The sequence below is a fragment of the Hyphomonas sp. UBA3195 genome (assembly GCF_002366485.1).
Taxonomy (GTDB): domain Bacteria; phylum Pseudomonadota; class Alphaproteobacteria; order Caulobacterales; family Hyphomonadaceae; genus Hyphomonas.
Window position 1 is genome coordinate 55,645 of record NZ_DEXB01000001.1, and the last position, 25,495, is coordinate 81,139.

At 57.6% G+C, this 25,495-nt stretch carries 28 protein-coding genes; 11 read left to right on the forward strand and 17 right to left on the reverse strand.

Translation table 11 applies throughout. The annotated features are described in order from the left end of the window. Window positions 1-96 precede the first annotated feature (96 nt). From B2344_RS00275 to B2344_RS00285, 3 genes are read right to left on the reverse strand one after another with little or no spacing between them, the layout of a single operon-like run. Window positions 97-1,473: a sigma 54-interacting transcriptional regulator gene (locus B2344_RS00275; RefSeq protein WP_206990432.1), complete on the reverse strand. Its 1,377-nt coding sequence runs from the start codon at window positions 1,471-1,473 to the stop codon at window positions 97-99. Beyond that, entirely contained in the window at window positions 1,466-2,539 is a 1,074-nt protein-coding gene (locus B2344_RS00280; protein ID WP_290484405.1) for a two-component system sensor histidine kinase NtrB, read from the reverse strand. Before B2344_RS00280 ends, B2344_RS00275 begins: the two co-directional genes overlap by 8 nt. Further along, window positions 2,539-3,528, reverse strand: a complete 990-nt coding sequence (locus B2344_RS00285; RefSeq protein ID WP_290484406.1) for a tRNA dihydrouridine synthase — start codon at window positions 3,526-3,528, stop codon at window positions 2,539-2,541. Before B2344_RS00285 ends, B2344_RS00280 begins: the two co-directional genes overlap by 1 nt. A gap of 118 nt (window positions 3,529-3,646) precedes the next feature. On the opposite strand from B2344_RS00285, the gene B2344_RS00290 reads away from it, so the two are divergent. Both B2344_RS00290 and B2344_RS00295 read left to right on the forward strand, forming a co-directional pair. Beyond that, complete coding sequence (locus tag B2344_RS00290) at window positions 3,647-4,789, forward strand: bifunctional 2-C-methyl-D-erythritol 4-phosphate cytidylyltransferase/2-C-methyl-D-erythritol 2,4-cyclodiphosphate synthase (RefSeq protein ID WP_290482654.1); 1,143 nt, start codon at window positions 3,647-3,649, stop codon at window positions 4,787-4,789. Between the two features lie 51 nt (window positions 4,790-4,840). Further along, entirely contained in the window at window positions 4,841-5,332 is a 492-nt protein-coding gene (locus B2344_RS00295) for a CinA family protein (protein WP_034812824.1), read from the forward strand. On the opposite strand, the gene B2344_RS00300 is transcribed toward B2344_RS00295, so the two are convergent. Then, window positions 5,329-5,787, reverse strand: coding sequence for a type II toxin-antitoxin system RatA family toxin (locus B2344_RS00300; protein ID WP_034812822.1), 459 nt, complete (start codon window positions 5,785-5,787; stop codon window positions 5,329-5,331). The two genes, B2344_RS00295 and B2344_RS00300, sit on opposite strands and share 4 nt — an antisense overlap. 2 nt (window positions 5,788-5,789) lie before the next feature. Continuing rightward, window positions 5,790-6,767: a lipoyl synthase gene (gene lipA / locus B2344_RS00305; RefSeq protein ID WP_034812819.1), complete on the reverse strand. Its 978-nt coding sequence runs from the start codon at window positions 6,765-6,767 to the stop codon at window positions 5,790-5,792. A 152-nt stretch (window positions 6,768-6,919) separates the two neighbouring features. On the opposite strand from lipA, the gene B2344_RS00310 reads away from it, so the two are divergent. Then, on the forward strand, window positions 6,920-8,497 hold the full coding sequence (locus tag B2344_RS00310) for an AMP-binding protein (protein WP_290482655.1): 1,578 nt from the start codon (window positions 6,920-6,922) through the stop codon (window positions 8,495-8,497). On the opposite strand, the gene B2344_RS00315 is transcribed toward B2344_RS00310, so the two are convergent. Then, window positions 8,494-8,859, reverse strand: coding sequence for a helix-turn-helix domain-containing protein (locus B2344_RS00315; protein WP_339635492.1), 366 nt, complete (start codon window positions 8,857-8,859; stop codon window positions 8,494-8,496). The two genes, B2344_RS00310 and B2344_RS00315, sit on opposite strands and share 4 nt — an antisense overlap. Before the next feature lie 33 nt (window positions 8,860-8,892). Between B2344_RS00315 and B2344_RS00320 the strand changes: the two genes are divergently transcribed. Continuing rightward, the gene (locus B2344_RS00320; protein WP_290484407.1) at window positions 8,893-9,498 is read left to right on the forward strand and encodes a 2-hydroxychromene-2-carboxylate isomerase; all 606 of its coding nucleotides are present in this window, start codon (window positions 8,893-8,895) and stop codon (window positions 9,496-9,498) included. On the opposite strand, the gene B2344_RS00325 is transcribed toward B2344_RS00320, so the two are convergent. Continuing rightward, window positions 9,489-10,487, reverse strand: coding sequence for an adenosine kinase (locus tag B2344_RS00325; RefSeq protein ID WP_290482656.1), 999 nt, complete (start codon window positions 10,485-10,487; stop codon window positions 9,489-9,491). The genes B2344_RS00320 and B2344_RS00325 overlap by 10 nt on opposite strands. 82 nt (window positions 10,488-10,569) lie before the next feature. On the opposite strand from B2344_RS00325, the gene B2344_RS00330 reads away from it, so the two are divergent. Continuing rightward, window positions 10,570-11,445 carry an ATP-grasp domain-containing protein gene (locus tag B2344_RS00330; RefSeq protein ID WP_290484408.1) on the forward strand — a complete coding sequence of 292 codons (876 nt, stop codon included), beginning with the start codon at window positions 10,570-10,572 and terminating at the stop codon, window positions 11,443-11,445. Between the two features lie 6 nt (window positions 11,446-11,451). On the opposite strand, the gene B2344_RS00335 is transcribed toward B2344_RS00330, so the two are convergent. Continuing rightward, window positions 11,452-12,213 carry a DUF481 domain-containing protein gene (locus B2344_RS00335; RefSeq protein ID WP_290478847.1) on the reverse strand — a complete coding sequence of 254 codons (762 nt, stop codon included), beginning with the start codon at window positions 12,211-12,213 and terminating at the stop codon, window positions 11,452-11,454. A gap of 120 nt (window positions 12,214-12,333) precedes the next feature. After that, a complete protein-coding gene (gene nth / locus B2344_RS00340; protein ID WP_206990423.1) occupies window positions 12,334-13,056 on the reverse strand; it encodes an endonuclease III in 723 nt (240 codons plus the stop codon). A 54-nt stretch (window positions 13,057-13,110) separates the two neighbouring features. Here nth and B2344_RS00345 point away from each other — a divergent pair, with 54 nt between their 5' ends. From B2344_RS00345 to B2344_RS00360, 4 genes are all read left to right on the forward strand, one after another. Further along, a complete protein-coding gene (locus B2344_RS00345) occupies window positions 13,111-13,605 on the forward strand; it encodes a DUF2244 domain-containing protein (protein ID WP_290484409.1) in 495 nt (164 codons plus the stop codon). 96 nt (window positions 13,606-13,701) lie between these two features. Next, entirely contained in the window at window positions 13,702-15,033 is a 1,332-nt protein-coding gene (locus tag B2344_RS00350) for a cytochrome P450 (protein WP_290478849.1), read from the forward strand. Window positions 15,034-15,095: 62 nt separating this feature from the next. Next, complete coding sequence (locus B2344_RS00355) at window positions 15,096-15,767, forward strand: nitroreductase (RefSeq protein WP_206990420.1); 672 nt, start codon at window positions 15,096-15,098, stop codon at window positions 15,765-15,767. A gap of 43 nt (window positions 15,768-15,810) precedes the next feature. Then, complete coding sequence (locus B2344_RS00360) at window positions 15,811-16,419, forward strand: DUF1287 domain-containing protein (protein ID WP_206990419.1); 609 nt, start codon at window positions 15,811-15,813, stop codon at window positions 16,417-16,419. On the opposite strand, the gene B2344_RS00365 is transcribed toward B2344_RS00360, so the two are convergent. The 6 genes from B2344_RS00365 to B2344_RS00390 form a co-directional block, all read right to left on the reverse strand. Next, window positions 16,391-17,677, reverse strand: coding sequence for a hypothetical protein (locus tag B2344_RS00365; RefSeq protein WP_290484410.1), 1,287 nt, complete (start codon window positions 17,675-17,677; stop codon window positions 16,391-16,393). The genes B2344_RS00360 and B2344_RS00365 overlap by 29 nt on opposite strands. Window positions 17,678-17,684: 7 nt before the next feature. Next, on the reverse strand, window positions 17,685-18,683 hold the full coding sequence (gene scpB, locus B2344_RS00370) for an SMC-Scp complex subunit ScpB (RefSeq protein ID WP_290484411.1): 999 nt from the start codon (window positions 18,681-18,683) through the stop codon (window positions 17,685-17,687). A gap of 10 nt (window positions 18,684-18,693) precedes the next feature. Then, on the reverse strand, window positions 18,694-19,527 hold the full coding sequence (locus B2344_RS00375; RefSeq protein ID WP_206990416.1) for a segregation and condensation protein A: 834 nt from the start codon (window positions 19,525-19,527) through the stop codon (window positions 18,694-18,696). After that, on the reverse strand, window positions 19,524-20,561 hold the full coding sequence (nagZ, locus tag B2344_RS00380; protein ID WP_290484412.1) for a beta-N-acetylhexosaminidase: 1,038 nt from the start codon (window positions 20,559-20,561) through the stop codon (window positions 19,524-19,526). The genes B2344_RS00375 and nagZ overlap by 4 nt, the downstream gene beginning before the upstream one ends. After that, entirely contained in the window at window positions 20,561-21,391 is an 831-nt protein-coding gene (locus B2344_RS00385; protein ID WP_290484413.1) for an SPOR domain-containing protein, read from the reverse strand. The genes nagZ and B2344_RS00385 overlap by 1 nt, the downstream gene beginning before the upstream one ends. A gap of 134 nt (window positions 21,392-21,525) precedes the next feature. Continuing rightward, window positions 21,526-22,698: a deoxyguanosinetriphosphate triphosphohydrolase gene (locus tag B2344_RS00390; RefSeq protein WP_034812792.1), complete on the reverse strand. Its 1,173-nt coding sequence runs from the start codon at window positions 22,696-22,698 to the stop codon at window positions 21,526-21,528. A gap of 27 nt (window positions 22,699-22,725) precedes the next feature. Here B2344_RS00390 and erpA point away from each other — a divergent pair, with 27 nt between their 5' ends. Together erpA and B2344_RS00400 are read left to right on the forward strand one after the other, a co-directional pair. Further along, entirely contained in the window at window positions 22,726-23,067 is a 342-nt protein-coding gene (gene erpA, locus B2344_RS00395) for an iron-sulfur cluster insertion protein ErpA (RefSeq protein WP_290482662.1), read from the forward strand. Between the two features lie 58 nt (window positions 23,068-23,125). Further along, on the forward strand, window positions 23,126-24,307 hold the full coding sequence (locus B2344_RS00400) for an epoxide hydrolase family protein (RefSeq protein WP_290484414.1): 1,182 nt from the start codon (window positions 23,126-23,128) through the stop codon (window positions 24,305-24,307). Between the two features lie 307 nt (window positions 24,308-24,614). Here the strand turns inward: B2344_RS00400 and nusB are convergent, their stop codons facing one another. Both nusB and ribH read right to left on the reverse strand, forming a co-directional pair. Continuing rightward, entirely contained in the window at window positions 24,615-25,082 is a 468-nt protein-coding gene (nusB, locus tag B2344_RS00405; protein WP_206990412.1) for a transcription antitermination factor NusB, read from the reverse strand. After that, window positions 25,079-25,495 (reverse strand): 6,7-dimethyl-8-ribityllumazine synthase (gene ribH, locus B2344_RS00410; RefSeq protein ID WP_290484415.1); only part of this gene is annotated, 417 nt, incomplete at its 5' end. The genes ribH and nusB, both read right to left, overlap by 4 nt.

Below are 25,495 nucleotides of genomic sequence, written 5' to 3' on the forward strand. Positions count from 1 at the left end.
ACACATGGCCGCCCCGGCCCAGTTGCGCTTAAGTCACACTTTCGTGCCTCAAAAGCAACAGTGGTGCAGTAAAGCCACAGTCGTCGATGTAGTCAATCACTCTTCTGCAATACCCAATGCATTGATCTTGGCTCGCAATGTGTTGCGGTTCATGCCCAGCAATTGTGCCGCCTTGACCTTGTTGCCCGCAGTCACTGAGAGAGCCAACCGGATCAGAGGCCGCTCAACCTGATCTATGACGTTGGAATACACGCTTGAATCCTCATGGTCACCGCTCGCTATGAGGTCGCCCATCACATAGCGGTGCAACAGGGTTTCGATGTCTTTTTCAAAGCCGGCACTCGATCCCTTCTGCTCGCTTGCGCCGGCGCGCAGCTCCCGCTCCACATCGCGCAATGTGATCGTCTCGTCGGGACAAAGCACCGCCAGCCGCAAGACGAGGTTTTCAAGTTCACGCACATTGCCCGGCCAATCATAGGCGGTGAGCAGATCAAGCGCTGATTTGTCGAGCGTCTTTGCGGCCAGACCCTGTCGCTGCGCCCGGATGAGAAAAGCACGAGCGAGTTCAGGAATGTCCTCCTTGCGAAGCCGCAGGGGCGGCATGGTCAGCCGCACCACGTTCAATCGATAATAGAGGTCCTCGCGGAACTTACCGTCATCAACCAGCCTACCGAGGTTTCTGCGGGTGGATGCAATGATCCGCGCGCCACTTGAATCTCGCATCAACTTCACAAGCTGCGTCTGCGCTTCAGCGGGAAGATCACCAATCTCGTCCAGATAAAGTGTGCCGCCTTTCTGGTGGACAGCGCCTTGTTCGCCATTGTGGCCAAATAGCTGACGATTGATTTCCGAAGCAGGTAGTGCCGCAAGATCCAAAGCGACGAAGTTTCCATTTTTCGCGTCACCAAGTTGATGGATTGCACGCGCCGCCAGCTCTTTGCCGGTCCCGCTCTCTCCCTCAATCAGCACAGTCAGATCGGTGTTCATCACTTTCGCGATGATCCGATAGACTTCCTGCATCGCGTCAGACCGCCCAATCAACGGTAGACCGGCGTCGCTGATGGCCTTTTGAGATTCAGGATTGATCGCGCGGGCCGATACTTTCGGTTGTGATTTCAAGGCGCGCTGGACAAGCCCGGACAGCGTGTCGATGTCGAATGGCTTGGGCAGATAGTCAAACGCACCATGCTGCGCAGCTGAGGCTGCCGTCAGGATTGTATTCTGGCCACTCATGACGATGAAGGGCAGATCAGGCCTGGCGAGCTTCAGCGAAGGGAGCAGGTCAAAAATGGAGGCGTCCCCAAGGAACACATCCGAGACGACCACGTCGCCCTCCCCGTTACGCACCCAGCGCTCCAAGGCCTCAGGGGAACTCGTCGCGCGGACCTCATAGCCCGCAGCCACGAGGGTCTGGTTCACAATCAATCGAATGCTTGCATCATCTTCTGCAAGCAGAACGGTTTTCTCAGCCATCGGTCTTTTCCCCAGTACCAAGCGGTAACAACACTGAAAAGCGCGTCGAGCCCGGCACGCTGTCTACACGAATCTGGCCGCCATGAGCGGTCACGACTTCCTTTACAATCGACAGTCCAAGCCCACGGGCCCCAGACTTGCTGCTTTGGAAAACTTCAAAAATGGTACTCTGGCGATTGCGGGCTATGCCCTTGCCGGTGTCTTCTACCGAAACCAGCATTGCGCGGCGAAGACCTGCACCCAGTCGCGCCTGGCGGAAAGAAAGACCGGCGGCATAGGAGGTTCTTACCGTCACCTTGCCCGACGTGTCGCCGTCCATCGCGGCTTCCGCAGCATTGCGGATGAGATTTTGGAAAGCCTGCTGCAGATGATCAGAATCCCCGATCACTGGTGGAAGCGATGGATCAAAGTCCCGTTTGAATTCCACCTTGCTCCCCATCGCGGCACGTTCCGAGGCCAAAACGCGCTCCAGGAGAGCGTGGATATTGAAAGGCTCCATGTGCGGCGCTGAAAACAGCTCGAACGCCGAAAGGCGGTTCACCAGTCGCTCGATGCGCCGGGCCTCTTCCTTGATGATTGACAACAACTCGGACTGGCCATCGACCGATTGGCGTTCGAGCAATTGCGCGGCCCCGATAATGCCGCCGAGCGGGTTTTTCACTTCATGACCCAGAATGCGGCCGAAACCAGCAACACCGGCGGCAGACTCATTCACGTCCCGCGTCGCGGCTTCACACATCGCGATCATGAAACCATTGTCGTCAGTTGATCTGACCCAGATATCGCAGATCTGTCGCGACATAAGACCAGGGCCGGTGATCGGAGTCCCCGGCGCAGTAATATCGCCCACGGTTCGATGGGCCCGGTCAAGCAGTTCGAAGACCGGGGAGTCGTGATAGACTATCTCGCTGAGAGGTTTGCTGCGGAGGCCCCGACGAGACAGCTGCAACAGGCTTTCCGCTGCTGCGTTTACCTCAACAACTTTCCTGCGTGAATCAATCAGCAACAACGCAATAGGAGACAGATCACCCAACCGCGGAGCTGACATGGCGACGTCGCTGGCCATCAGGCGGCCTCCATTTCTCTGGATCTTGAGTAGACGGCACGAAGCGCCGATTTCAGTTCTTCGAAATCGGCGATTTGACAGAGCCGTGAGCGAAGCCTCCGCCGCTCATCAGATTCGAGCGGAAGTTGGACAGCATCAATCGCCGCCGAAACGTGCTTGCGTACCGTGCGAAGACCGAGAAACTCTCCGTAGAGTTCAACACTATCCGAAACCTGCTCAAGCAGACTATCAATCTGCTCTGAAAGGCCAGGCATCTGAAAGGTTCGACCTTCGAGATGAGCTTTGATTTGACCCGGCAGCCAGGGACGCCCCATGGCGGCGCGACCAATCATGACGCCATGTGCCCCCGACTGAGCCAGTGCAACATCAGCATCTTCGGGCGTTTCTATGTCGCCATTCACGATCACTGGCAGGGATACAGCCGCAACCGTGTCAGCAACCCGCGCCCAGTCGGCATTGCCTTTGTAGAATTGGCATCGCGTCCTGCCATGCACGGTGAGCATACAAATTCCCATCCGCTCAGCGGCGACCGCGATCTCCGGCGCGTTCAAGCTCTGGTCGTCCCAGCCAAGGCGCATTTTCAATGTCACGGGCAGGCCGTCTGCACCATCGAGGGCAGCTTGAATGATTTCGAGCGCCAGAGGCACATCCCGCATCAGGGCAGAACCTGACTGCGCGCCCGTCACCTGACGAGACGGACACCCCATATTGATATCGATCACGTCGACGCCGGTCTCACGCAACAGTTGCGCCCCCCTCAGCATCGCCTCAGGACGGCTGGCCGCGAGTTGGACGATCCAGTGCCCCTGGCCATCATGACGACATGTGCGACGCACCACATCCGGACGAGCTGCAGCGAGCATGTCACCGGCAACCATTTCTGACACGACAGCAGGCGCGCCAAAGCGACTTGCTTGACGACGCATCGGCGCATCTGTCGCGCCGGACATCGGCGCAAGCCATACTCGAGGTGCCCGAAAATTGGTCATTCTACTATCTTTCCGTTTTTTTAGACTTTCGCAAGTGCACAATATGCAAGCAGTTTTCCGCGAATGTCGCCACATTCACCTGTAGCCAACCTTTGCGACCTCCCATAAAAAGCGTCGTATGAACAAGGTGATCGCCATCATAGTCGCCGCAGGCCAAGGTCGACGGGCAGAGAGTGCACGTGCGAAACAGTGGTGCGATCTCAATGGCCGACAAGTCATCGAGTGGTCAATTGAGGCTTTCAGGACACACCCTCGTATTGATGAGATTATTGTCGTTACAGGTTCGGATCTCCCGGAGGATTTCACTCCAACACACTGCCTATGCGTATCCGGTGGAGCCACTCGCACACTATCCGTCCGCAACGGGCTCAATGCGATCAATGCCCCGCAAGACGACGCAATCGTCCTGATACATGATGCGGCAAGACCGGGGCTGACCCATAAGGTGATCGATGTTCTATTGGACGCCCTGAACACACATGCTGCTGCAGCACCTGCCCTGCCCGTCCAGGATGCGTTGAAACGACAGACGGACAACACCCTGGAGACCGTCTCCCGCGAGGCCCTGTTCCGCGTCCAGACCCCTCAGGCCTTCCGGTTTGGCGCCATATCGCACGCACTCGAAGAGGCGAGTGATGATCTGGTTGACGACCTGGCAGCGGTTGAGGCGCAAGGCATCGATGTAAAACTGGTGCGCGGCTCGGACCGGCTGCACAAAATCACCTATCCCGAGGATTTCGATATGGTTTCGAGGCTCATGGCACCGCCAGTCAGTCATATGCGTATCGGAAAGGGGTTCGACGTCCATGCTTTTGAACCGGGAGATCATGTCACGTTATGCGGCGTAAAAATCCCGCACTCCGCGTCGCTGAAGGGGCATTCTGATGCAGATGCTGCCTGGCATGCCCTCACCGACGCAATTCTGGGTGCGGCTGCACTTGGCGATATTGGCGATCACTTCCCGCCAAGCGATGACCGGTGGAAGGATGCCGATAGCGGCATGTTCCTCAAGCATGCCCAACGGCTCGTCGGCGAGCTGGGGCTAGCCATAGGAAATTGCGACATCACCGTGATCTGTGAAACACCGAAGGTGAAACCGCATCGGGAGGGTATGCGGGTTCGGACCGCGGAGTTGCTCGACCTGCCTCTGGAAGCAGTGAGCGTGAAAGCAACGACAACCGAAGGGCTTGGCTTTACCGGTCGCCGGGAGGGCATCGCCGCCGAGGCCGTCGTCACGCTTTACCCAACGACGACCGACTGAGGCTCAAATCTGCTCTTCACGGCAGGCCGAACTCCCCATATCGTGCGCCACATGTTTCCAGACCGACTCCGAAATCTCGCAATGTTGATCCTCGACGACGCGGCTCAAGCTCGCCTGCGCATCTGCACGGCCGAAAGCTGCACAGGTGGCCTTCTTGCAGGCCTGCTGACAGACATCCCCGGCAGCTCCGCCGTGTTCGAACGGGGCTTCGTCACCTATTCCAACCGCGCCAAAGAAGAAATGCTGGGCATCGCTGGCGATGTCATGGCTGACTATGGTGCCGTGTCCGAGCCCGTTGCGCGCATGATGGCAGAAGGCGCGCTGGACGCCAGCCGCGCTAATATCTCCGTTGCCATCACAGGCGTAGCTGGCCCCGGTGGCGGCACCCCCATGAAACCAGTGGGGACCGTCCATGTGGCGTGTGCGCGCGAAAATCGCGCCGTCATTCATGAAATGCTTCAGGTTGGCGATATCGGACGTGAGCAGATTCGTCTCGCGGCAATGGAATGCGCGCTGAAACAGATCCAGATGCAGATCGCCTAGGCTGAACCGCCATAACGCCGCTCGGCCTCGGCCAGGAAAGCCGAGAGGATCTTGTTGACCGCAAGCTCCTGATTGGCGGCGGCCAGCATGCCGATGAACGGATTCCGAAAATCATAATCGATTGAAAGCGAAATATCAGAGCCATCCTGGCTCGATGCTAGAATCGTCCACTCGGCTTTCAGCTTCCGAAATGGCCCTTTGACCAGGGACGCAACCACATTGCCGGCATTCGGGTCGGCGACGACTCGCGTGGTGAACCGCTCAACGAACCCCTTGAAGCCAACGGCGGCCTCTCCGATACAGGTAAAGCTGCCATCCTGGCGCGCCGTCATTTCGGACACGCGCATGGCGGTGATCCACTTGATGAAGTTCGGATACGCCGCAATGTCGGACACAAGCTCAAAAGCCTGCTCCCCACTATACGGAACACGAACAGATTTCGAGAAATGCGGCATGCCTAAACGGCGGCAGCGGCCATCTTGGCCTCGCGCGCAGCCCGCAACCGGGCAAAATCTTCGCCCGCATGGTGCGACGACCGGGTAAGAGGTGAAGCTGACACCATCAGGAAACCTTTGGAGCGGGCGATTTCCTCATATGTCTTGAACTCTTCCGGCGACACATAGCGATCGATCGCGGCATGCTTGCGAGTCGGCTGCAGATATTGGCCGATGGTCAGGAAGTCGATTCCCGCTGACCGCATGTCGTCCATGACTTGCATGACCTCTTCCTTGGTTTCACCCAAACCCACCATCAAACCAGATTTTGTGAATTGGGTCGGATCACGGTCCTTCACTTTCTCCAGAAGTCTGAGGGAATGAAAGTAGCGCGCGCCCGGCCGAATGGACAGGTATAGGCGAGGCACCGTTTCGAGATTGTGATTGAATACGTCCGGCTTGGCGTCGATCACCAGATTTTCGGCACCGTCCTTGCGCAGGAAATCTGGCGTCAGGATTTCGATTGTGGTTCCGGGTGACATCGCCCGGATTGCCTGAATCGTGTTGACGAAGTGCATCGCCCCGCCATCGGACAGGTCATCCCGATCTACCGATGTGATAACAACATGCTGCAAGCCCATTTCGGCGACGGCCTCTGCCACACGACGCGGTTCATCTTCTTCTACCCGGCCCGGAGTCAGTGGCTTGCCTGTGGAAACATTGCAGAAACTGCATGCCCGGGTGCATATCTCACCCAGAATCATCATCGTGGCGTGTTTCTTGTCCCAACACTCTCCGATATTCGGGCATCCGGCTTCTTCACAAACAGTGACCAGCCCTTTCGATTTTACGATCTGGCGCGTTTCAGCATAGCCCTGCGAGGTCGGCGCTTTAACACGAATCCAATCAGGTTTGCGCAGGAGCGGCGTATCCGGCCGCGACTGCTTTTCCGGGTGTCTGTGCTTACGCGTGCTCTGCGTCAGATCGATGAGATTTGCCATGGTGTGAAAATGGACGTGACCAGCTGTTTCATCAAGGGAAATACACTGCAGAGTGTTTATGCAATCTTGCATTAGGGGTTGCGACAGTGTCGATAAATGACAGATTGTTACAATAAACATGAGGCAACGCCTCGGAGGAAACGAAGGCCATCATGACCGGACAGACCATCCCGGCACCTTTGCCATACCAGCCATCTCGCGCCAGAACCGACCTTTTCAGCGCGCTCTTTCGCGCGAAAAAGGAATTCGGCGCGGACAAGACGATTCTCGTTGATGGCGACGACCGGCAACTCACCTACAAGGATCTTGTTCAGGGGTCCCTCGCCCTCGGATCAGCGTTGCGCCAAGGAACCAAATCGGGTGAGGCAGTCGGCGTGATGTTGCCCAGCGGCGCCGGTGCCGTGATTGGGTTTTTCGCGCTCAGCGCCTTCAATCGCATTCCCGCCATGTTGAACTTTACCGCTGGCTCGCGAAACCTGAAGGCCGCGCTTAAGGCAGGTCAGATAAGCCGCATCATCACGGCTCACAAGTTCGTCGAGCTCGGCGGACTCGAAGCACTGATGGAAGAATTGTCGGGCTCCGCCGAGATCGTCTACCTTGAGGATGTGCGGGAAAACCTGACACTGGCCAACAAGCTGATAGCCGCTGTAGGGAACATCTTGCCTGGTCTTGTCCGGAAACAGTCCCGCTACAAATCCCCCGGCGTCATGCTGTTCACGTCTGGCACAGAGGGCGAGCCCAAAGGGGTCGTGCTGAGTCATGAAAACGTCATGGCAAATGTTGAACAGGTACGGGCACATATAGGTCTCAGCCCCGATACGGACAGTCTGTTCAATCCCCTGCCGACATTTCATTGTTTCGGCCTGACGGTTGGTGCGGTCTTGCCGCTCGTGGCCGGCATCCCGGTCATATTCCATCCCTCACCGCTGCAGCCCCGTGAAATCGTGCGACGGATCCGTGCGAACCAGTCGACCATCCTGCTCGCAACGGACACGTTCATCTCTCAATATGCCCGGATCGGGAATGACGGTGACATGAGCTCTGTGCGGTTGGCTGTGTGCGGCGCGGAACGGGTTAAGGATGAAACCCGCGCCCTGGTCCGCCGCAAATTCGAAATCGAAATCCTCGAAGGCTATGGCGCAACCGAAGCCTCTCCCGTCATCGCGGCCAATAAGTGGGAAGACAATCGGCCGGGAACTGTCGGGCGTCTGATGTCAGGCATGGAGTCCAAGCTGCTGCCGGTCGAAGGCATCGAAGATGGCGGTCGGCTACATGTTCGCGGGCCGAACATCATGATGGGCTATCTACGACCGTCAAACCCCGGCATGCTTGAACGCCCCGAAGGCGGCTGGCACGACACCGGCGACATCGTTGCGATCGATGAAAGTGGGATCATTCGTATCATGGGCCGCGTCAAACGCTTCGCGAAGATTGGCGGTGAAATGGTCTCTCTGGCGGTGGTTGAAAACTGCGCGAGCGCGATCTGGCCCGACAATCTGCACGCAGCCGTTACGCTTCCGGATCCCCTCAAGGGTGAGCAGGTCATTCTGCTCAGCGATACCAAGGCAAGCAATCGCGAAGACATTCTCGCTTGGGCCAAGAATCACGGCGTGCCGGAATTGTCTGTTCCGAAACGCGTCTATCATGTTGATGAAATCCCGGTCCTCGGAACCGGCAAGATCGACTATGGTGCTGTGCAGAAAAAAGTAGAAGCTCTGCTGAACGACTAAGCCGACGTCGTGCGTCGCACGGGCATGTGTTTTTTACCCCAATCCTTCAGGGTCAACAGGGCTGGAGCCAATTCCTGACCCTTCTCGGTCAGCACATAGTCAAACCGTTTTGGCGTCGTTGTATAGGCTTTGCGTTCCAGCACGCCTGCTTCGACAAGCCGTTTCAAGCGGTCGGCCAGGATGTGTCGTGTCATACCGCTTGAGGCAATAAACTGTTCGAAACGGGACAGGCCCAGGAAGCAGTCTCGAAGAATCAGCATCGTCCAACGATCCCCAACCAGTGAAAGCGTTCGCGCAACCGGGCACCAATTATCGGATAAATCAGACCATTTCATGCTGACACACCTATACTGATTTGCCATAGTTCCAAAATGAAACTCATTTGAGAGGGTCCCATGGCAGGCAAATTCGAATTCTATTTCGACTATATCAGTCCATTTTCTTACGTGGCCAATGCCGCAGTGCAACAAATATCCGCCCGTACCGGGGCAGATATCGTGATCAAGCCAATGTTTCTGGGCGCTGTAATGCAGGCTACAGACAACAGGCCGCCTGGCATGGTGCCGGCGAAGGGTGCATACATGATGAAAGATCTCCAACGCTGCACAACCCGCTATGGCTTGGACTTTCGGATGAACCCCTATTTCCCGATGGTCAGTACCCGCAATCTGTTGCGCGCAACCTGCGGACTGGACAATGACCCCACTGAGCAGAAGCGATTCATGGATGCCTGCTTCCAACATATGTGGGCGTCCCCAACCCCACTCAAACCCGATGATGACGATTCGGTTCGGGCAATGTGCGAACAGGAAGGGTTCGACTTCCGACAGATTCAGGAACTCGCTCAGGCAAGCGCCAGCAAGGACGCCATGAAAGCCAACACCGATTCAGCCATTGCCCAAGGAGCATTCGGCGCGCCGACATTCTTTGTCGGTGACGACATGTTCTTTGGGCATGACCGGCTCGACTATGTCGAAGAGGCTCTGAAGGCTCAGGCGTAAATGCCGGCCTGCTCGGCGAGTGTCTTGTAGGACTGTTCCGGGCGTGGTCCGAAATGCGCGATGACCTCGGCCGCAGCGATGTGACCAAGGTGCGCGCATGTCTCCAGCGGCAGTCCACGAGATATTCCGAACAGAAATCCCGCCGCATATTGGTCGCCGGCACCGGTTGTATCGAGAACCTGATCGACCGGCTCTGCCTTGACGCTGATGGGGTCACCGGCGCCGATCACGACCGATCCCTTCTCGCTGCGCGTAACCGCCGCGACGGCGGTGTCCTGTTGAAGCGCAGCCAAAGCCGCGTCGAAATCTTCCGTTTCGTACAGGGAGAGCAGCTCTTCCTCATTCGCAAACAGAATGTCGACATTGTTGCGAACCAATTGAAGAAAGCTCGCACGATGCCGGTCTACACAGAATTTATCCGACAAGGTGAGCGCCACTTTGCGGCCAGCGGCCTTGGCTATTTCTGAGGCAAAGACAAACGCTTCCTTGGCATCTTCGCGGTCAAACAGATATCCTTCCAGATAAAGAATGCCCCCTGCCCGCACGGTGTTTTCGTCCACGTCATCCTTGGAGAACAGGACCGACGCGCCGAGGAATGTGTTCATGCTCCGCGCACCGTCTTCCGTCACGAAGATGATGCTGCGTGCCGTGGCGGGTCCGCTCTCAAGAGGTTTCGTCGCGAAGGGCACACCCGACGCGGTCATCTCGCGTGTAAACTGGCTGCCGAGTTCATCCTTGGAGACTTTGCCAATATAGGCGGCACGTGCGCCGAAGCTCGCAAGACCGGCGATCGTGTTGGCGCCACTGCCGCCAGATGTATAGAATGGGTCCACCGCGGCCTTGGTCAGGGCTTCTGCACGATCTTCCTCGATCAAATTCATCGCATTCTTGTGAATGCCCCATTTTTCGAGGAACGCATCGTCCGTTTTCGACATCACATCCACAATGGCATTTCCCAAGCCGACGACATCGAAGCGGATTTCACTCATTTCACAGATTCCCTGATTGCTCGGCGCCAATTGCCAGAGCTGCCTGCTGGACGCAACAGCTGCGCATGATAAACGCCTGCGGATGAAAATTGCATATTTGTCCTCCCAAGTTACCCAGCCCGGCTCTCCCATCCGGCGGTCCGATGCGTTCGAGCACGATTACATGATGCGCGCATTGAGACCCGAATTCTCAGAGCGTGGCATAGACATTGTGGATATCTGTTGGGACGATAGTTCTGTTGATTGGTCAAACCATGACGCCGCGCTGATTGGCACGACGTGGGATTATTGGGACCGACAGGACGAATTCCTGACCACGCTTGAGACCATTGAGGCTCAGACACGCTTGTTCAATCCTGCCGCGCTGGTCCGCTGGAACAGCGACAAGGTCTATCTCAAGGATCTCGCAGCTCGCGGCGCAGATCTGATCCCGACTCTCTGGATTGATGAGATGACCGACGATCAGTACCGAAGCGCCTTTGACGCGCTCGGCGAAACAAAACTGGTGTTCAAGCGTCAGGTCGGCGCAGGGGCGAGCGGTCAGCACTTGCTGAACTCAGATGACCCAGCCCCCAGGATGCCACACCCAATGATGGTGCAGCCCTTCCTGTCGACGATCCAGACCGAAGGCGAACTGAGCTTCATCTTCATTGATGGTGAGCTGTCGCACGCGCTGATCAAGCGCGCCAAGCCCGGCGACTATCGCATTCAGTCGACTTATGGCGGCCAGGAAGAAACGATCGAGCCGAGCCGGGCGGATCTGGACGTAGCGCGGGCGATACTCGGTCTACTCGACGACATCCCGCTATACGCCCGGGTCGACATGCTGCGCCATCCTGACGGCTCCCTGCTCCTGATGGAACTCGAATTGATCGAGCCATATCTTTATCCGGAACAGGGCGCACGTCTTGGAGGACTTATCGCCAAGGCCGTGGAGACCCGTCTAAAAGCCGGTTAGGCGACCTTAATCGCCGAGCGTGTAGACGAGTGAGAATTTCGTGGCGGTATCGGTTGCCTCATAGGTTGGCTGAGGCGCAGTGTCGTGGCGCACATCGAAGGACACGCGAGCCGCGAGGTGGCCATTCAGCGCGGCGGTCAGCCCGATACTGTTATTGATCTGAGTGGATTCCTGACCATAGACCACATTGGTCTTGTTGCTCAGAGACACAGCCTCATTGAAGGCATAGAAATACTCAGACTGCGCTACCGCACCCAGTGACTCTTCAGTACTCGCCGGCGTGATCGTTACAGTTCCGGTGCTATCCGTCGTGATCTGACGTTTGACTTCATCAATCTTGAAACCAGGGCCGCCGCGCACCGTCCAATGATGGTCTTCATCATCCAGGACATGCCAACCGACACCCCCACCAACAAAAGTACGGCTGTCGAAGCCGGTAAACTGGTCGACCTCATAGGAGGCCCGTCCGAAAGTGAACATCGTGTCGTTGAAGTCATGCTCCAGGTCCACCGCGCCGAAGTAGCGGTTACGGCTCTCAACGCCATCTTCCTTGCCGTAGTCCCCGGAGAGCTGAATCCCGAAATTCCAATCGCCGGCACCGCGATCAAGGTCGATGCCGAGACCGGCTTCAGACGTTTCCGTGTTCCCGGTTGTCAGTCCTGCGCTGAGGGAAGACTCCCCCGACCAGCCATCCTCAGCCACAGCTGGCAGGCCGGACAGAAGACAGAAGGAGGCTGCGCCAAGGACGAATTTTCCTATGCGGTTCATGCGGTACGCTCCATTTTTACCTGTGCGATGCGGTGTCGGTTGGAGGTGGCCGTGATTTGGTTAAATTTGGGCGAACTGGAGGCAAGCCGCGTGTAGTGCAGTCGCGACACACCCCACCCGTCAGGCTTTGGGACCAAGAGACGATACAGCGGACGGGTCAGGTGTCTTGGGTTTGAACCGGCACAAATCGGATATGGCGCAATGCCAGCATTCGGGTTTGCGCGCCTTGCAGACATACCGCCCGTGCAGGATCAGCCAGTGGTGCGCGCCCTTCTTGAAGTCGGCGGGCGTCGCACGTTCCAGCCCGGCTTCGACCTCGTCCGGCGTCTTGCCGGGGGCTAGCCCTGTCCGATTCGAGACGCGGAAAATGTGCGTGTCGACCGCAATTGTGTGGTGCCCAAAGGCTTCGTTCAAAACCACATTGGCGGTCTTTCGGCCGACACCGGGCAAGCGCACAAGTTCTTCCCGCGTTTGCGGCACGTCGCCGCCGAATTCATCCAGCAACATCTGGCTCAGCGCGATGACGTTCTTGGCCTTATTGCGCCACAAGCCAATCGTCTTGATGTGCTCCGCGACGCCGGCCTCCCCCAGCGCCAGCATCTTTTCCGGCGTATCCGCAAGCGCGAACAATTTCGCAGTGGCTTTGTTCACCCCGACATCGGTGGCCTGTGCCGACAAGGCCACAGCCACGACCAGCGTGTACGGATTCACGAAATCAAGTTCTGTGCGAGGATCCGGGCGATCTGCGGCAAGTGCCGAAAAGAGCGCGGTCGCCTTCTCGGGTCCAAAAACGCGCGGAGCGCGCTTCTTCTTGGTTTTCGGGGTGGATTTGAGCTGTGTCATTCCGCCTGTCTAATGCCCCCTCGCCTTCGCACAAGGCCATGCTATTTTAGACATATGAGCGCGCCGAACGAAATCATCTATATGGACGCCGTTCTTCGGCCCAATCAGTCGCTCAGCCAGCGCGGCTTCGCCATCGTCATGGCAATTGTCGGCGGCGTCAGCTTCCTGACGGGTATCGCCTTCATCTCGATGGGGGCCATCCCCGTGATCGGCTTCTTTGGTCTGGATGCCCTCGCCTTCTACTTTGCATTTCGCATGTCCTTCCGACAACAGCGGGAAGAAACCCGAATCGTCGTGACAGGAAAAGAACTGCGGTTAACTCACAAAGGCGCCAATGGCAGCGAGAAGTCAGCGACTGTGCCGTCCGCCTTCGCGAGAATCGAACTCGATGAGCCGCTGAACGCGAATAGCTGGTTGCGGGTTGAATACGGCCAGACCGCCTATGTCATTGGGCGTTTCCTGACCTTGCCAGAACGAAAGTCACTGGCCCGCGCGACACGCGCAGCACTACAGAATGCAAAACGCGAACGGCATATCGCAAAAAAATGACGCCTGCGTCATAGTTTTTTCAGAATAGCCGTGTTAAGGTGACGCCGACGTCATAAATCGAGCCTGAGACAAAGGCTTACTGTCGGAGGAAAATTGATGGCTGCTGATACGGTTCACCTGCTTGATCACCCTGCCCTGGAGCGCCCGAAGATCACTCACCGTGATCCGCTCTTCGAAGGCTATCTCGAAATTGGCGAAAAGGCACCGCCTGCCAGTTCGCTGCCTCTTGCGGAGCTGCACCCCGAGGATCCGGAACTCTGGCGGCAACAGGCGATGTGGGATCGTTTCGAGCGACTGCGCAATGAAGCCCCCGTGCATTATACAGCTGACTCCTTTGTCGGCCCGTTCTGGTCGATCACCCGCTATGAAGACATCATGGCGGTCGATACCGACCACAAACGCTTCTCTTCCAGCTGGGAACATGGCGGCATCACGCTGGGCAGCCCACCGGAAGATTTTGAGCTGCCGATGTTCATCGCAATGGATGAACCGCGCCACTCTGAACAGCGCAAGACGGTCCAGCCAGCCGTTGCCCCAAACATGCTCAAGGAATTCGAGCCACTGATCCGCTCGCGCACCCAGGGTCTACTCGACTCCCTTCCGGTTGGTGAGCCGTTCGACTGGGTCGACACCGTCTCCATCGAGCTGACCACGATGATGCTGGCCACGCTGTTCGACTATCCATTCGAAAAACGTCGCGACCTGACCCATTGGTCCGACATGGCGACCGGCATGAACAATCCGGACATCTGCCCCGGCGGGGAAGAACAATGGAAGCGCGAGATGATGGAATGTCTCGCCACTTTCATGCAGATCTTCCAGGAGCGTGGCGCGCAGCCGCAGAAGAACGATCTGATCAGCCTGCTCGCGCATGGTGAGAAGACCCGCAACATGACGCCAATGGAACTGCTCGGGAACGTCATTCTGCTCATCGTGGGCGGCAATGACACGACCCGAAACTCGATGACCGCTTCGGTCTACGCGCTGAACAAGTTCCCAGCAGAATATGACAAGCTGAAAGCAGACCTGTCGCTGATCCCGAACATGGTCTCCGAAACGATCCGCTGGCAGACGCCGCTGGCTCACATGCGCCGCACGGCGCTCGAAGACGTCGAGATGCACGGCCAGACCATCAAGAAGGGCGACCAGGTTGCCATGTGGTATGTCTCAGGCAACCGGGACGAACGCTTCTGGGACCGTCCGAATGACTATATCATCGACCGTCCCGATGCCCGTCGGCATATCTCGTTCGGCTTCGGTATCCATCGCTGCGTCGGCAACCGTCTCGCAGAACTACAGCTGCAAATCCTCTGGCAAGAATTGATGGAACGCTTCAGCCATATCGAAGTGCTCGACGAACCATCCTTTTCTGCGGGCGGCTTCGTGAAGGGGTACACATGGATGCCAGTGGTCCTGCACGGCAAATAAGTTTTGGCTGACGCCACGCCAAGACGATAAACCTCCCATCAGACCAGATGGGAGGTTTTTTCATGGACGTATCACAGGCAGTCGCGCAACGTATCTCCACACGGGCCTTCAAGCCCGATGCACTTTCTGAAGCCGATATCCGCGAGTGGCTGAATCAGGCCCAGCGGGCGCCCTCCGGCGGCAACACACAGCCTTGGCGAACCATTGTCGTCACTGGCGACGCCAAGGATGCCGTCATTCGCATGGCCGCGCCTGTACTGGCTGCAAATCCAAAGGGTCAGCCAACAGATCGCCCCATTTACCCGAAAGACCTCTGGGAGCCCCACGAAGCGCGCCGCCGCAAAGTGGGCGAGATGATGTACGAAACGCTTGGCATTCCGCGAGAGGATCGCGCAGCGCGCATCGCCTGGTTCGCCAACAATTTCCGTTTCTTTGACGCCCCCGTGGCGACATTCATCGTCATCGATGAGCGGATGGGACATGGTCAGTGGGGTCACACTGGCATGTACCTTCAAACCCTGGCACTGCTCGCGGAAGAGCGTGGCTGGGGGACGTGCATGCAGGAATGCTGGGGCATGCTGCGCCCCGCCCTGAAAGACCATTTCAAACTGGCAGATACCGAAATGGTCTGGTGCGCGATGGCGGTCGGAAAGCCCGATCCATCCCATCCGGTAAACACATTGCGGGCCGAGCGTGCACCATTGGAAGAGATCGCAGAACTGCACGGCTTCTAATTTCGGCCCTATTCCTGCCGGATCGGTATGGCGCAATGAGATCATGCTCACACGTCGTGCCGCCATCTTGGGAGGTTTCAGTGTTCCGCTTGCGCCGATCCGCCTCGGGCAGAGAACGCTTCCGTGGCAGACTCGCCTCGCATTTGCTGCGAGATCCCAGATCGGGATCACACGCATGTATGACCCGGCCTATGCCCACCTCTCCTATCCGATGGGAGATGTGGAAAGATCGCGGGGCGTGTGCACCGATGTGATTGTGAGGGCCTATCGCGATGCGTTCGCAATGGACTTACAGCAACTTGTTCATGAAGACATGACCAACGCTTTCAGCAAGTATCCGACAATCTGGGGCCTGACCCGCCCTGACCGCAATATCGACCATCGTCGCGTACCAAATCTGGAAAAATATATCGAACGCCACGGCCTCGCTCTGTCAACGCCGCCAGACGATACAGGCTGGAAGGCAGGCGATCTCTATACGATGCGATACAAGGAGAGCCTTCCTCATATCGGGATTGTTTCTGACAAGACCACACGGACGGGACGCCCTCTGGTCATTCATAATATGGGTTGGGGAACGTCCGAGGACGACATTATCGGTCAGTTTCAGCATGAGCGCCGCTTCAGGCTGGCGCCTCGACCGGCTGCTTGACCCTGCCCGAAATCAGCAAGACGGTCCCGATCGCAAGTAATGGCAGTATTCGATGATGATACCGGTCGGGTGGACCCGACAGAAGGGCAAACAGCGCGTCATTGGCGATGGCGATCAATCCAATACCTATGATGGTTCTACGAATATCTGCACCAGTCCGTCTCCAACCGAAGAATAGTGCGGCGGCAAATGCAAGATAGCACCCATACCTCAAGATCGTCGCGCCCAACTCCACCGGCACCGCGGCGAAAAATCCCTTCGCCTGATGTGAGGCGTAGAAGCGTTCCGGAAAAGGCTCTGACAAGACAGGTTGGAAATCGAATTGGGTTGCTGGCTCATAATAGCTCAGAAAATCCAAAAAGATGGTACGGGCCAAGGGTACAGGCTCAAACATGAATGCATCCTTGAGTATGGGAAGCGCATGGTGCTCCTCAAACGTGGCCAAGTCGAATTCGCCCTCTGAGGTCTTCCAGACATCCCAGAACAGATCACGCCGACCTTTGTTCTCTGGATAGGTTTTAATCCTCGCCACTTCGTCAGCGGCTTCAGACAGAACCAGGTTTCCGGACCGGTCTGCTTCCCTCCGCAGCAATTCCGGCTGGACCGAGAACACCCGGGCGGCGGGAAACGTTTTCGAAAGTCGCGGCGTCTCAGGCATGATCATGGCATCAAGCAGCACGTTCATGCCAAAAGCGATGACCGCGGCAACCATACCAGCCACGACTTGCCGCCTCGAACGGAAAAGCACCGCCGCCAGCACAGCGAAAACAAGAGCAAAAATCTGTCCTGATCCGTGACCTGACAAAAGCAGGCCAGCCAAAATTCCCACATATACTTCTGGAAGCTTACGTGCAGACAGGAGCAGTATGATCGCTGGAAAGAACCATGCATCGACCAGGACTGCGCTCGTATAGATCGGCTGCAGGCTGAGCACAATCAGTATACACAACACTATGCGGCTGGGGCGAATATCATAAACGCGGAACAACAGAATCCATGCGCCCGCAGCCATTGCGCTATTGAGGATTGGCATCGCCCAATACCCAACCAGTTTGTAAGGCAGCGTCAGCAGCAGGGCCGGAAACTTGCCCCTGAACCAGTTTGCCCCCTTCCCTGAATAGGCAATGGAGTCAGACATCACCAGCGGGAATCCGTTCAGCACCGCAGGCAAGATCAGTACCGCGAACAGAGCGTAAACCAGATCGCTTCCTTCGACGTAAAGCGTTGAAGGAGAGTGACAGGCATCATCCGCACCCAAGCACTATCTATTCGTCATCATCCCAGGCATCCATGGGCTGCTCCGGAATACGCGGCTGCTTTGCCAGCTGGATCACGGCCGCTTTCACATCACCGCTGTCGAACTCATCAACATCAGACTGCGCACGTTCCGGTGCGCGCGTATAGGAGAACACACTGACGGAAGCATCATCTTCGCCATCGAGATCGGCCTGAGCATCAATGCCATTGTCTGACGAAGCCATTTCCAGGCTGACACCCTCATCGGTCTCTGAATCCTCGTCATCGCCTTCTTCCATGAAGTCTGTGACGAAAGATTCTGTCTCCGCGATCTCAGGGGACTCCACCTCTGGCGCTTCTTCGCCGTTCAGGGCTTCCTCGTCCGGCATCTGGAAACCGTCCGGAATAACATCCGACAATAGCCCCTCGGCTTCGAGATCGGCTTTGCCCGGCAATGTGTCGAGGCTTTCCAGCCCGAAATGCTCCATGAAGGCATCGGTCGTGCCATAGGTGATTGGTTGACCCGGGGTTTTGCGGCGGCCCTTGATCTTCACCCAGCCGGTTTCCAGCAATGTATCGATTGTTGTCTTTGACACCGCAACGCCGCGCACTGCCTCAACTTCAGCTCGCGTGACCGGCTGGCCATAGGCAATAATCGCCAGCGTCTCGAGCGTCGCCTGGCCCAGTTTTTTCTGAACCTGACGCTCCTCCACAAACAAATAGGAAAGATCGGAAGCCGTCTGGAAGCGCCATTTGCCCGCGACTTCGACCAGATTGACCCCACGGTTCACATATTGTGCCCGGAGCGCCATCAACACTTCGGCCGCTTCGACACCATGCGGCAAAGTCTCGGCAATCTGCTCGGCGCTCAGCGGCTCGCCAGCGGCAAACAGGATGGCTTCAGCACGGCGGATACCCTCGACCAGCGCTTCGCTGGCGCCTTCGGTCAGGGCCTCTTCGGAACGACGATAGGCAAACGCCAACTGCGCAACCGCGTCGCGTTCTGTTTCAGGAGTGTCGTCAGTCATCAAGTACTTCTCAAGCGGTTGCATCTCTGCCCCCTTCCGGTCTGATACCCGCATTGCGCAGGTAAAGTGGCGCAAAGTGCTCGTCCTGGCGCACATCGACTTCGCCATCGCGGGCGAGTTCCAATGCAGCCGAGAAGACACTTGCGGTGACAGACCGAGGCGGCAATTCCGGGTCCACGTCTGTCATGGTTGAGCGGATCTCGTCCAGCGAAGACCACTGCTCCAACTGTTGCCTGAGTGCGCGCAGTGTTGTTCGCGCCAGTTCCAGCGGCAAAACAAGCTGTTGCTCAATCGTGTGCGGGCGTTCCTTTTCGCGGCGATCGCGAATCGTCCCGAAGGCTTGTGTCAGCTCGTACAGCGACGCTTTGTATTCAGTGTGCTTGACGACTTTGGGCTGTACCGGCGCACCGCGCAGGAAGACCACATTGTCGAGGATAGGCCCCGCTTCGAGTTCTTCGACGGCCCCGCGCATGGCATCAAGCCGCTTCAGGCGAAAGGCCAGCCGCGCTGCCATTTCTTCGCCAGTTGGTTCGTCTTCCGCGGCCTTTTCCGGCTTCGGCAACAAAAGGCGCGATTTCATGAAGGCGAGCCAAGACGCCATCAGAAGATAGTCGGCCGCCAAATCGATGCGCTGAGACTTCGCCTCTTCGATGAAGTCGAGGTATTGCTCTGCCAGCGACAGGATCGACAGATGCAGCAGGTCGACCTTCTGCCGGCGGGCAAGCTCCAGCAACAGATGAAGCGGGCCTTCATAACCGCCAACATCGACCGTAAAGAGATCGCCGGCTTCGGCCTCCTGCGCGTCTGCGGACAGCGCATCAATCGAGATCATTTCGGAGTTCATGCCGCCCCCGCCAAATGAGGAAAATATGACTGGAATGTCTGCCAACCCTCAACGAGGTCAAACTCCTCCTGATGGGTCGAGAGTGCTTCAGCACGCAGTGCCCGCTCCAGTGGCCGTCCCGTCAGCTCTGGCGAAACAGCTGCGACTTCAGCCATTTCTGAATGGATCGCAAGTGGATCAGAAAGAAAGCCGGAACAGTGCAATAGCACGTCACAGCCCGCAGCAATCGCCGCTTCGCCCCGCTCGCCCAGGCTACCGCCCAGCGCCTGCATCCCGAGATCATCCGTCATCAGCAAGCCATCAAACCCGATTCGCGCGCGGATCACGTCTTGAATCATGATTTTTGACAGAGTGGCGGGGACATTGGCGTCAAATGCATCATAGGAAATGTGCGCTGTCATCGCCATTGGCGCATCGGCGAGACGGGCAAAGGCATCAAAATCTCTCGCCAGTTCCGCTTCGCTCGCCGCTACGCGAGGCAGCTCCAGATGGCTATCGCACATGGAGCGCCCATGACCCGGAATATGTTTGATCACGCCGGCAACACCGCCGGATGCGAGCCCTTTCAGAGCCGCGCCCGCGAGACTTGCGATCGTTTCGGGATCAGTGCCGAAAGCCCTGTCGCCAATTACGTCATGTGCGCCCGGAACCGGCAGATCGACGACAGGCGCACAATCTGCATGAATCGACAGGGCAGCGAGTTCTGCGGCGATGAGCCTGTGGCCGAGCCAGGCAGCGGAAAGTCCCCGCTCACGATCATTGGCAAAAATATCGGCATAGTCCTGACCACGCGGAAAAAGAGGCCATTCAGGCGCCTTCAACCTTGCCACACGTCCACCCTCCTGATCGATAAAGATCAGGCACGGCCGATTCATCGCGTTCCAGATGTCATCGACGAGGCTTCGGACTTGGGTCCGCGATACGCAAGAGCGGCCCATCAGGATGACCCCCCAGGGCTGCTCGGCGGCGAACAGTGCCGCTTCCTCCTTCGTGAGCACAGGCCCCGAAACGCTGAGGATGCAAGCCTTGATCACTATCCTGTCACCACAATGCAATTGTCACCGCCGGCCTTCACCGCATCACAGAATTTCGATGCTTCAGACCGTTCCGCAAAGCTGCCGACGCGCAACCGATAGAAGACACCCTTGGCTCCAAGATCGGCTCGTTGGATACGCTTCTGTGCACTCCGGTAGAGGCCGGGCTTTGTACTGTTCATTTTCGCCCAGGCGGTTTCAGCGGCGTCTTGTGAGCGGAAAGCTGCCAACTGGACGAGGTAAATACCATCATCGGTAAAGGCAAACTGTGAGGACGCTTCGCTGGCGGCCGGCGCCTTCCGCGGCGCGGGAGCAGGCGCCTGCACCACCGGATTCGTTGGCACGACACGCAGGGTCTCTTCCTCATCCTCTGGCATCGCCTCCAGGTCAGCCAGTGCGCGTACTTGCGCATCATCAGGCTCGATGCCTTCCCGGCCTGGCCTGAGCTCAATTGGGGGGCCGCCTTGCAGCGCATCACCACCTTCAGTGTCATTTGCAGCGAAGTCGGTGCCCGGCTCCACTGTACGCTCGGAGTCATCCATCTGATCGTAGAAGCGCTTGTCAGTGTCTGGGACTGCAACACCTTCACGATCTTCAGGCGCACGCTTGTAGGGCTCTTTATCGGCGATTACGCTGGGGATACCGGCACCGTTGTCCCGAACTCCCTGACGATATGTGTTCCAAACAACTGCGCCGAAGACGAGCAAGACCCCCACGGCAAGCGCCAGGATGAGCGGTCCGCGCGTGGAATCGTCCTCGCGAACATCAAATCCGCGGTAATCGTCTTCGAACGGGGCATAATCCCGCTCGTCGTCCCGATATCGCCCCATGGAATCATCCTCAGATTAGGTTCACAGAGTTAAGATTACGGCGTGTTTCGTTAACGACACTTGAATATTCAAGAGCTTTCACAGGTCTCGGCGCCTGCAACGCTTTAAAACCGGTAAATGTGATGACAGTGCGGCTAGCGCAGTACATCCGGATGATAAAGCCGCCGGTGTTCCTCGATTGCGTAGGAATCTGTCATCCCGGCGATATAGTCACAAACAATGCGCGCTCGGCGCGCTTCGTTGGCCTGTGACGCATCTTGCCGCCACGGGCTCGGCAGCGTGTCAGGCTCACTCAGGAAAATCTGAAACAGCTCGGCGAGCATGCGTTTGGCTTTGCTGCGCATGCGGTTGACTGTGTAGTGTTTGTACATCCGCTCATACAGAAAGGCGCGCAGCGCCCGCTGACGGCTTTCCAGCTCCTCCGAAAATGCAACGAGTGGCACATCCATGGCGCGCACTTCCGCGGCGCTCTGTGGCGCGTACTGCTTCGCGCGCCGGCCCGTCTCGGCGGTCAGGTCGTTGACCCACAGGCCGATCAGGCGACGAACCGCCTCATAGGAGACCATCCGGTCGCTTAAATGCGCATATTCCAATTTCACCGCGCGGAACTCGTCTCCGACAATCGGCAAATCCATCAGATCGTCAATCGTGAACAGGCCAGCGGCGATACCATCGTCAATATCATGATTATTATAGGCGATGTCGTCTGACAGCGCCGCCACCTGCGCTTCCGGACCTGCAAACTGGTGCGGCTCCAAGTCCATGAAGTTCGCATATTCCCGAAAAGCGGCCGGTAGCGATTCCACCGGTGTATCGCGCGTCACCATCGGGCCATTGTGCTTTACGAGGCCCTCTAGCAGCTCCCAGGTCAGGTTCAGGCCCTCAAAATTGGGGTATCGGACCTCCAGCTTGGTAACGATGCGCAGCGTCTGGGCGTTATGATCAAACCCCTCATAGTCCGCCATGCACGCGTCCAACTGGTCCTCACCCGCATGTCCGAAGGGCGGGTGGCCCATATCGTGGGCGAGCGCCAACGCTTCGGCGAGGTCTTCGTCCAGACCGAGCGTACGGGCAATACTGCGGGCAATCTGGGCCACTTCGAGTGAATGCGTCAGGCGGGTGCGGAAATGATCGCCCTCATGTGCGACAAACACCTGTGTCTTCTGCTTCAATCGCCGGAAGGCGGTCGAGTGGATAATCCGGTCTCGATCACGCTGGAAAGGCGTTCGAGTCGCCGATGGCGCCTCCGGGAAATACCGGCCGCGGCTATCTTCGTGCCGGGTGGCATACACTGATCTCTTTTCCATTGGCTCGGGAATCCCTATGTTGAGGTCATGAGCACGACAACTGCCCCCGATGTGACCCTTACAGCCTCGGCTGCCAAGCGGATTAATGCGATTCTGGCCAAACAGGACGGCGTTGATTTTCTGCGCGTCTCCGTCGAAGGCGGCGGATGTTCAGGCTTTTCCTATAAGTTCGACTTCGACCAAGCGGTCAAGGAAGACGATATCGTCCTGGAACGCGATGGCGCAAAAGTGTTGATCGACGAAATGAGCCTCGAATTCCTGAAGGGCTCACAGATCGATTTCACGACCGAACTGATTGGTGCTGCCTTCAAGATCAGCAACCCGAATGCTACGGCGGCTTGCGGCTGCGGAACCAGTTTCTCGATTTAACTTGCTTCGCCCCACGGCATGTCCGCTAGCTGGATGACACCCTAGCGAGGAGACAAACATGCCGACCGCTCAGCCCTACCGCATCGACATTCCCCAGGAAAAGCTCGACGCCATCATGGCGCGGGTGAAAGCCTATGACTGGTTTCCAGCCCCGGCCAATGAAGAAGGCTTTGCCTACGGCATGTCCACACCGGTGATGAAAGACATCCAGCGCTATTGGATTGCAGGCTATGATTGGCGCAAATCAGAAGAGATCCTGAACAAGTATCCCAGCTACAAAGTCGAGATTGATGGTCAGATGATTCACTTTGTCCATGTCGTGGGCGAAGCTGGCGGGCGGCGCCCCCTGCTCATCACACATGGGTGGCCGGGTTCAGTTTTTGAATTTTGGGAAGCGATCGCGCCCCTGGCCTTTCCATCCCGCTATGGCGGCAAGGCCGAAGATGCTTTTGACCTGATCATCCCTTCCCTGCCCGGTTACGGATTTTCAGGGCGGCCAAAATCCCCGATCGGACCCCGAGGCACGGCCGCGCTTTGGGACACTCTGATGCGCGACATACTGAAATATGACACCTATCTCGCTCAGGGCGGCGACTGGGGCAGTATGGTGACCTCCTGGCTCGGCTTCAATCATGGCACAGTCGATGGCAAGGGCGGTTGCCGCGCGATCCATCTGAACATGGTCGGCTTCCGCCCGACACCCGCCACGCCGCAGACCGAGGCCGAAGGCGAATGGCTGGCCGCGTCGCAGGGCGCCATGCAGCGCGAAGGCGCCTATCTGATGCAGCAGATGACCAAGCCCCAGACGCTGGCGATGGCGCTAATGGATTCCCCGGTCGGCACTGCAGCGTGGATCATCGAGAAATTCAATGGCTGGTCAGACCTGTCCGACGGCGGACTTTTGGATACCTACTCAAAAGACCAGCTGCTCACCAATGTGATGATCTATCTGGTCAATGATGCCATGGCCACCAGCGTCTGGTTCTACAATGGCTTTGCGCAGGAAGGTGGCAATGCCCTGCCAGAAGGCGTCCGGTGTGAAACGCCGACGGCGTTCGCGAACTTCCCCGGCGAGCCCGTCTACAAACCCGCGCCGCGGAGCTGGTTCGAGAGAGCCTACAACCTCACCCGTTGGACGGATTTGCCGCGCGGCGGTCATTTCGCAGCGATGGAAGAGCCCGAACTATATGTCGAAGAGATCCGCGCCTGGGGTAACAGCGTAACTGAGCCTGAGGGCTGATGGCTGCCTGTCCGCAGGGTGATCCCAACCGAGCCGGGCGATGACGCGTCACCAATCCGACCGCCGGGTGAGCCGTTTATCTTGGCCGGGCTGCGGGGTTTTCGTCTTCTTCCGCAGCTAGGTCTGGTGAAATCCAGCAGTCTGGTCTGGCAACCAGTTGAATTTCACTGCGCGGATGGGACGGGCCCCAATGCATGGGGGCACCTACTATCCAGTAATTTGACTAATCGTCCTCGTGACAGCGGAGCCCTGCTCCCATCCGCAAGGACCGATCCCTGCACAAACCGGATGGCATCCGCCAGTCCGGCTATTTGCGCAGGTCCTTGGCCAGATTGTCCAGCACGGCATTGGCAAATTTCGCTTCCTGCTCGTCGAAGAAATCATGCGCCAGAGACACGTACTCATCCAGGATGATGGCGTTCGACAAATGTTGGTGCGCGATGAATTCAGCGGACCCCGCGCGCAAAAGCGCGCGCATGGTTGCATCGAGCCGGGTCAGCTTCCATCCGTTTGCCAGCCTCCCAAGGATCGCCTTGTCGATGGCTGCCTGATGATCAACGACCGCGTTCACGATAGATTTGAAAATATCGGGATCGGCTTCCTCGATCGGTTCTTCATTCGGACCAATGCCGAGCCGGTCTTCCATGAAGGCGCGAATGGTCGCGCGGGCCGACTTGCCGGTCTGCTCCATTTCATAAAGCGCCTGAACGGCTGCGAGGCGCGCTCCCGCCCGCCTCGCCCGTGTAACCTCGAAGGGTATATTCTGGTCGTTCACCGAATGAGTTCCTTGCGGAATTTGATCATGGCCAAACAGGCGTCTGCGGCATCCTTGCCCTTATTGCCGCGCTTTCGGTCAGCGCGGGCGAGCGCCTGCTCTTCATTCTCGACAGTCAGGATGCCGTAGCCAATCGCCTGACGACGCTGCACGATCAGATCCATCAGACCGCGGGCGCTTTCACCACAGACATAGTCGTAATGGCTGGTTTCGCCCCGGATCACGCAGCCCAGTGCCACAGCGCCGTCAAACCGGCCACTGTCGGCCGCCATGGCAATCAGGCCCGGCAGCTCGAACGCGCCCGGCACTTCCATGACCGTCACAGTCGCGCCAGCAGCTTCAAGAGCTTCCAGCGCGCCAGCTTCCAGCTCATCGGAGATGTGCTTGTAGTATTTCGAAATGGCGACAAGAAC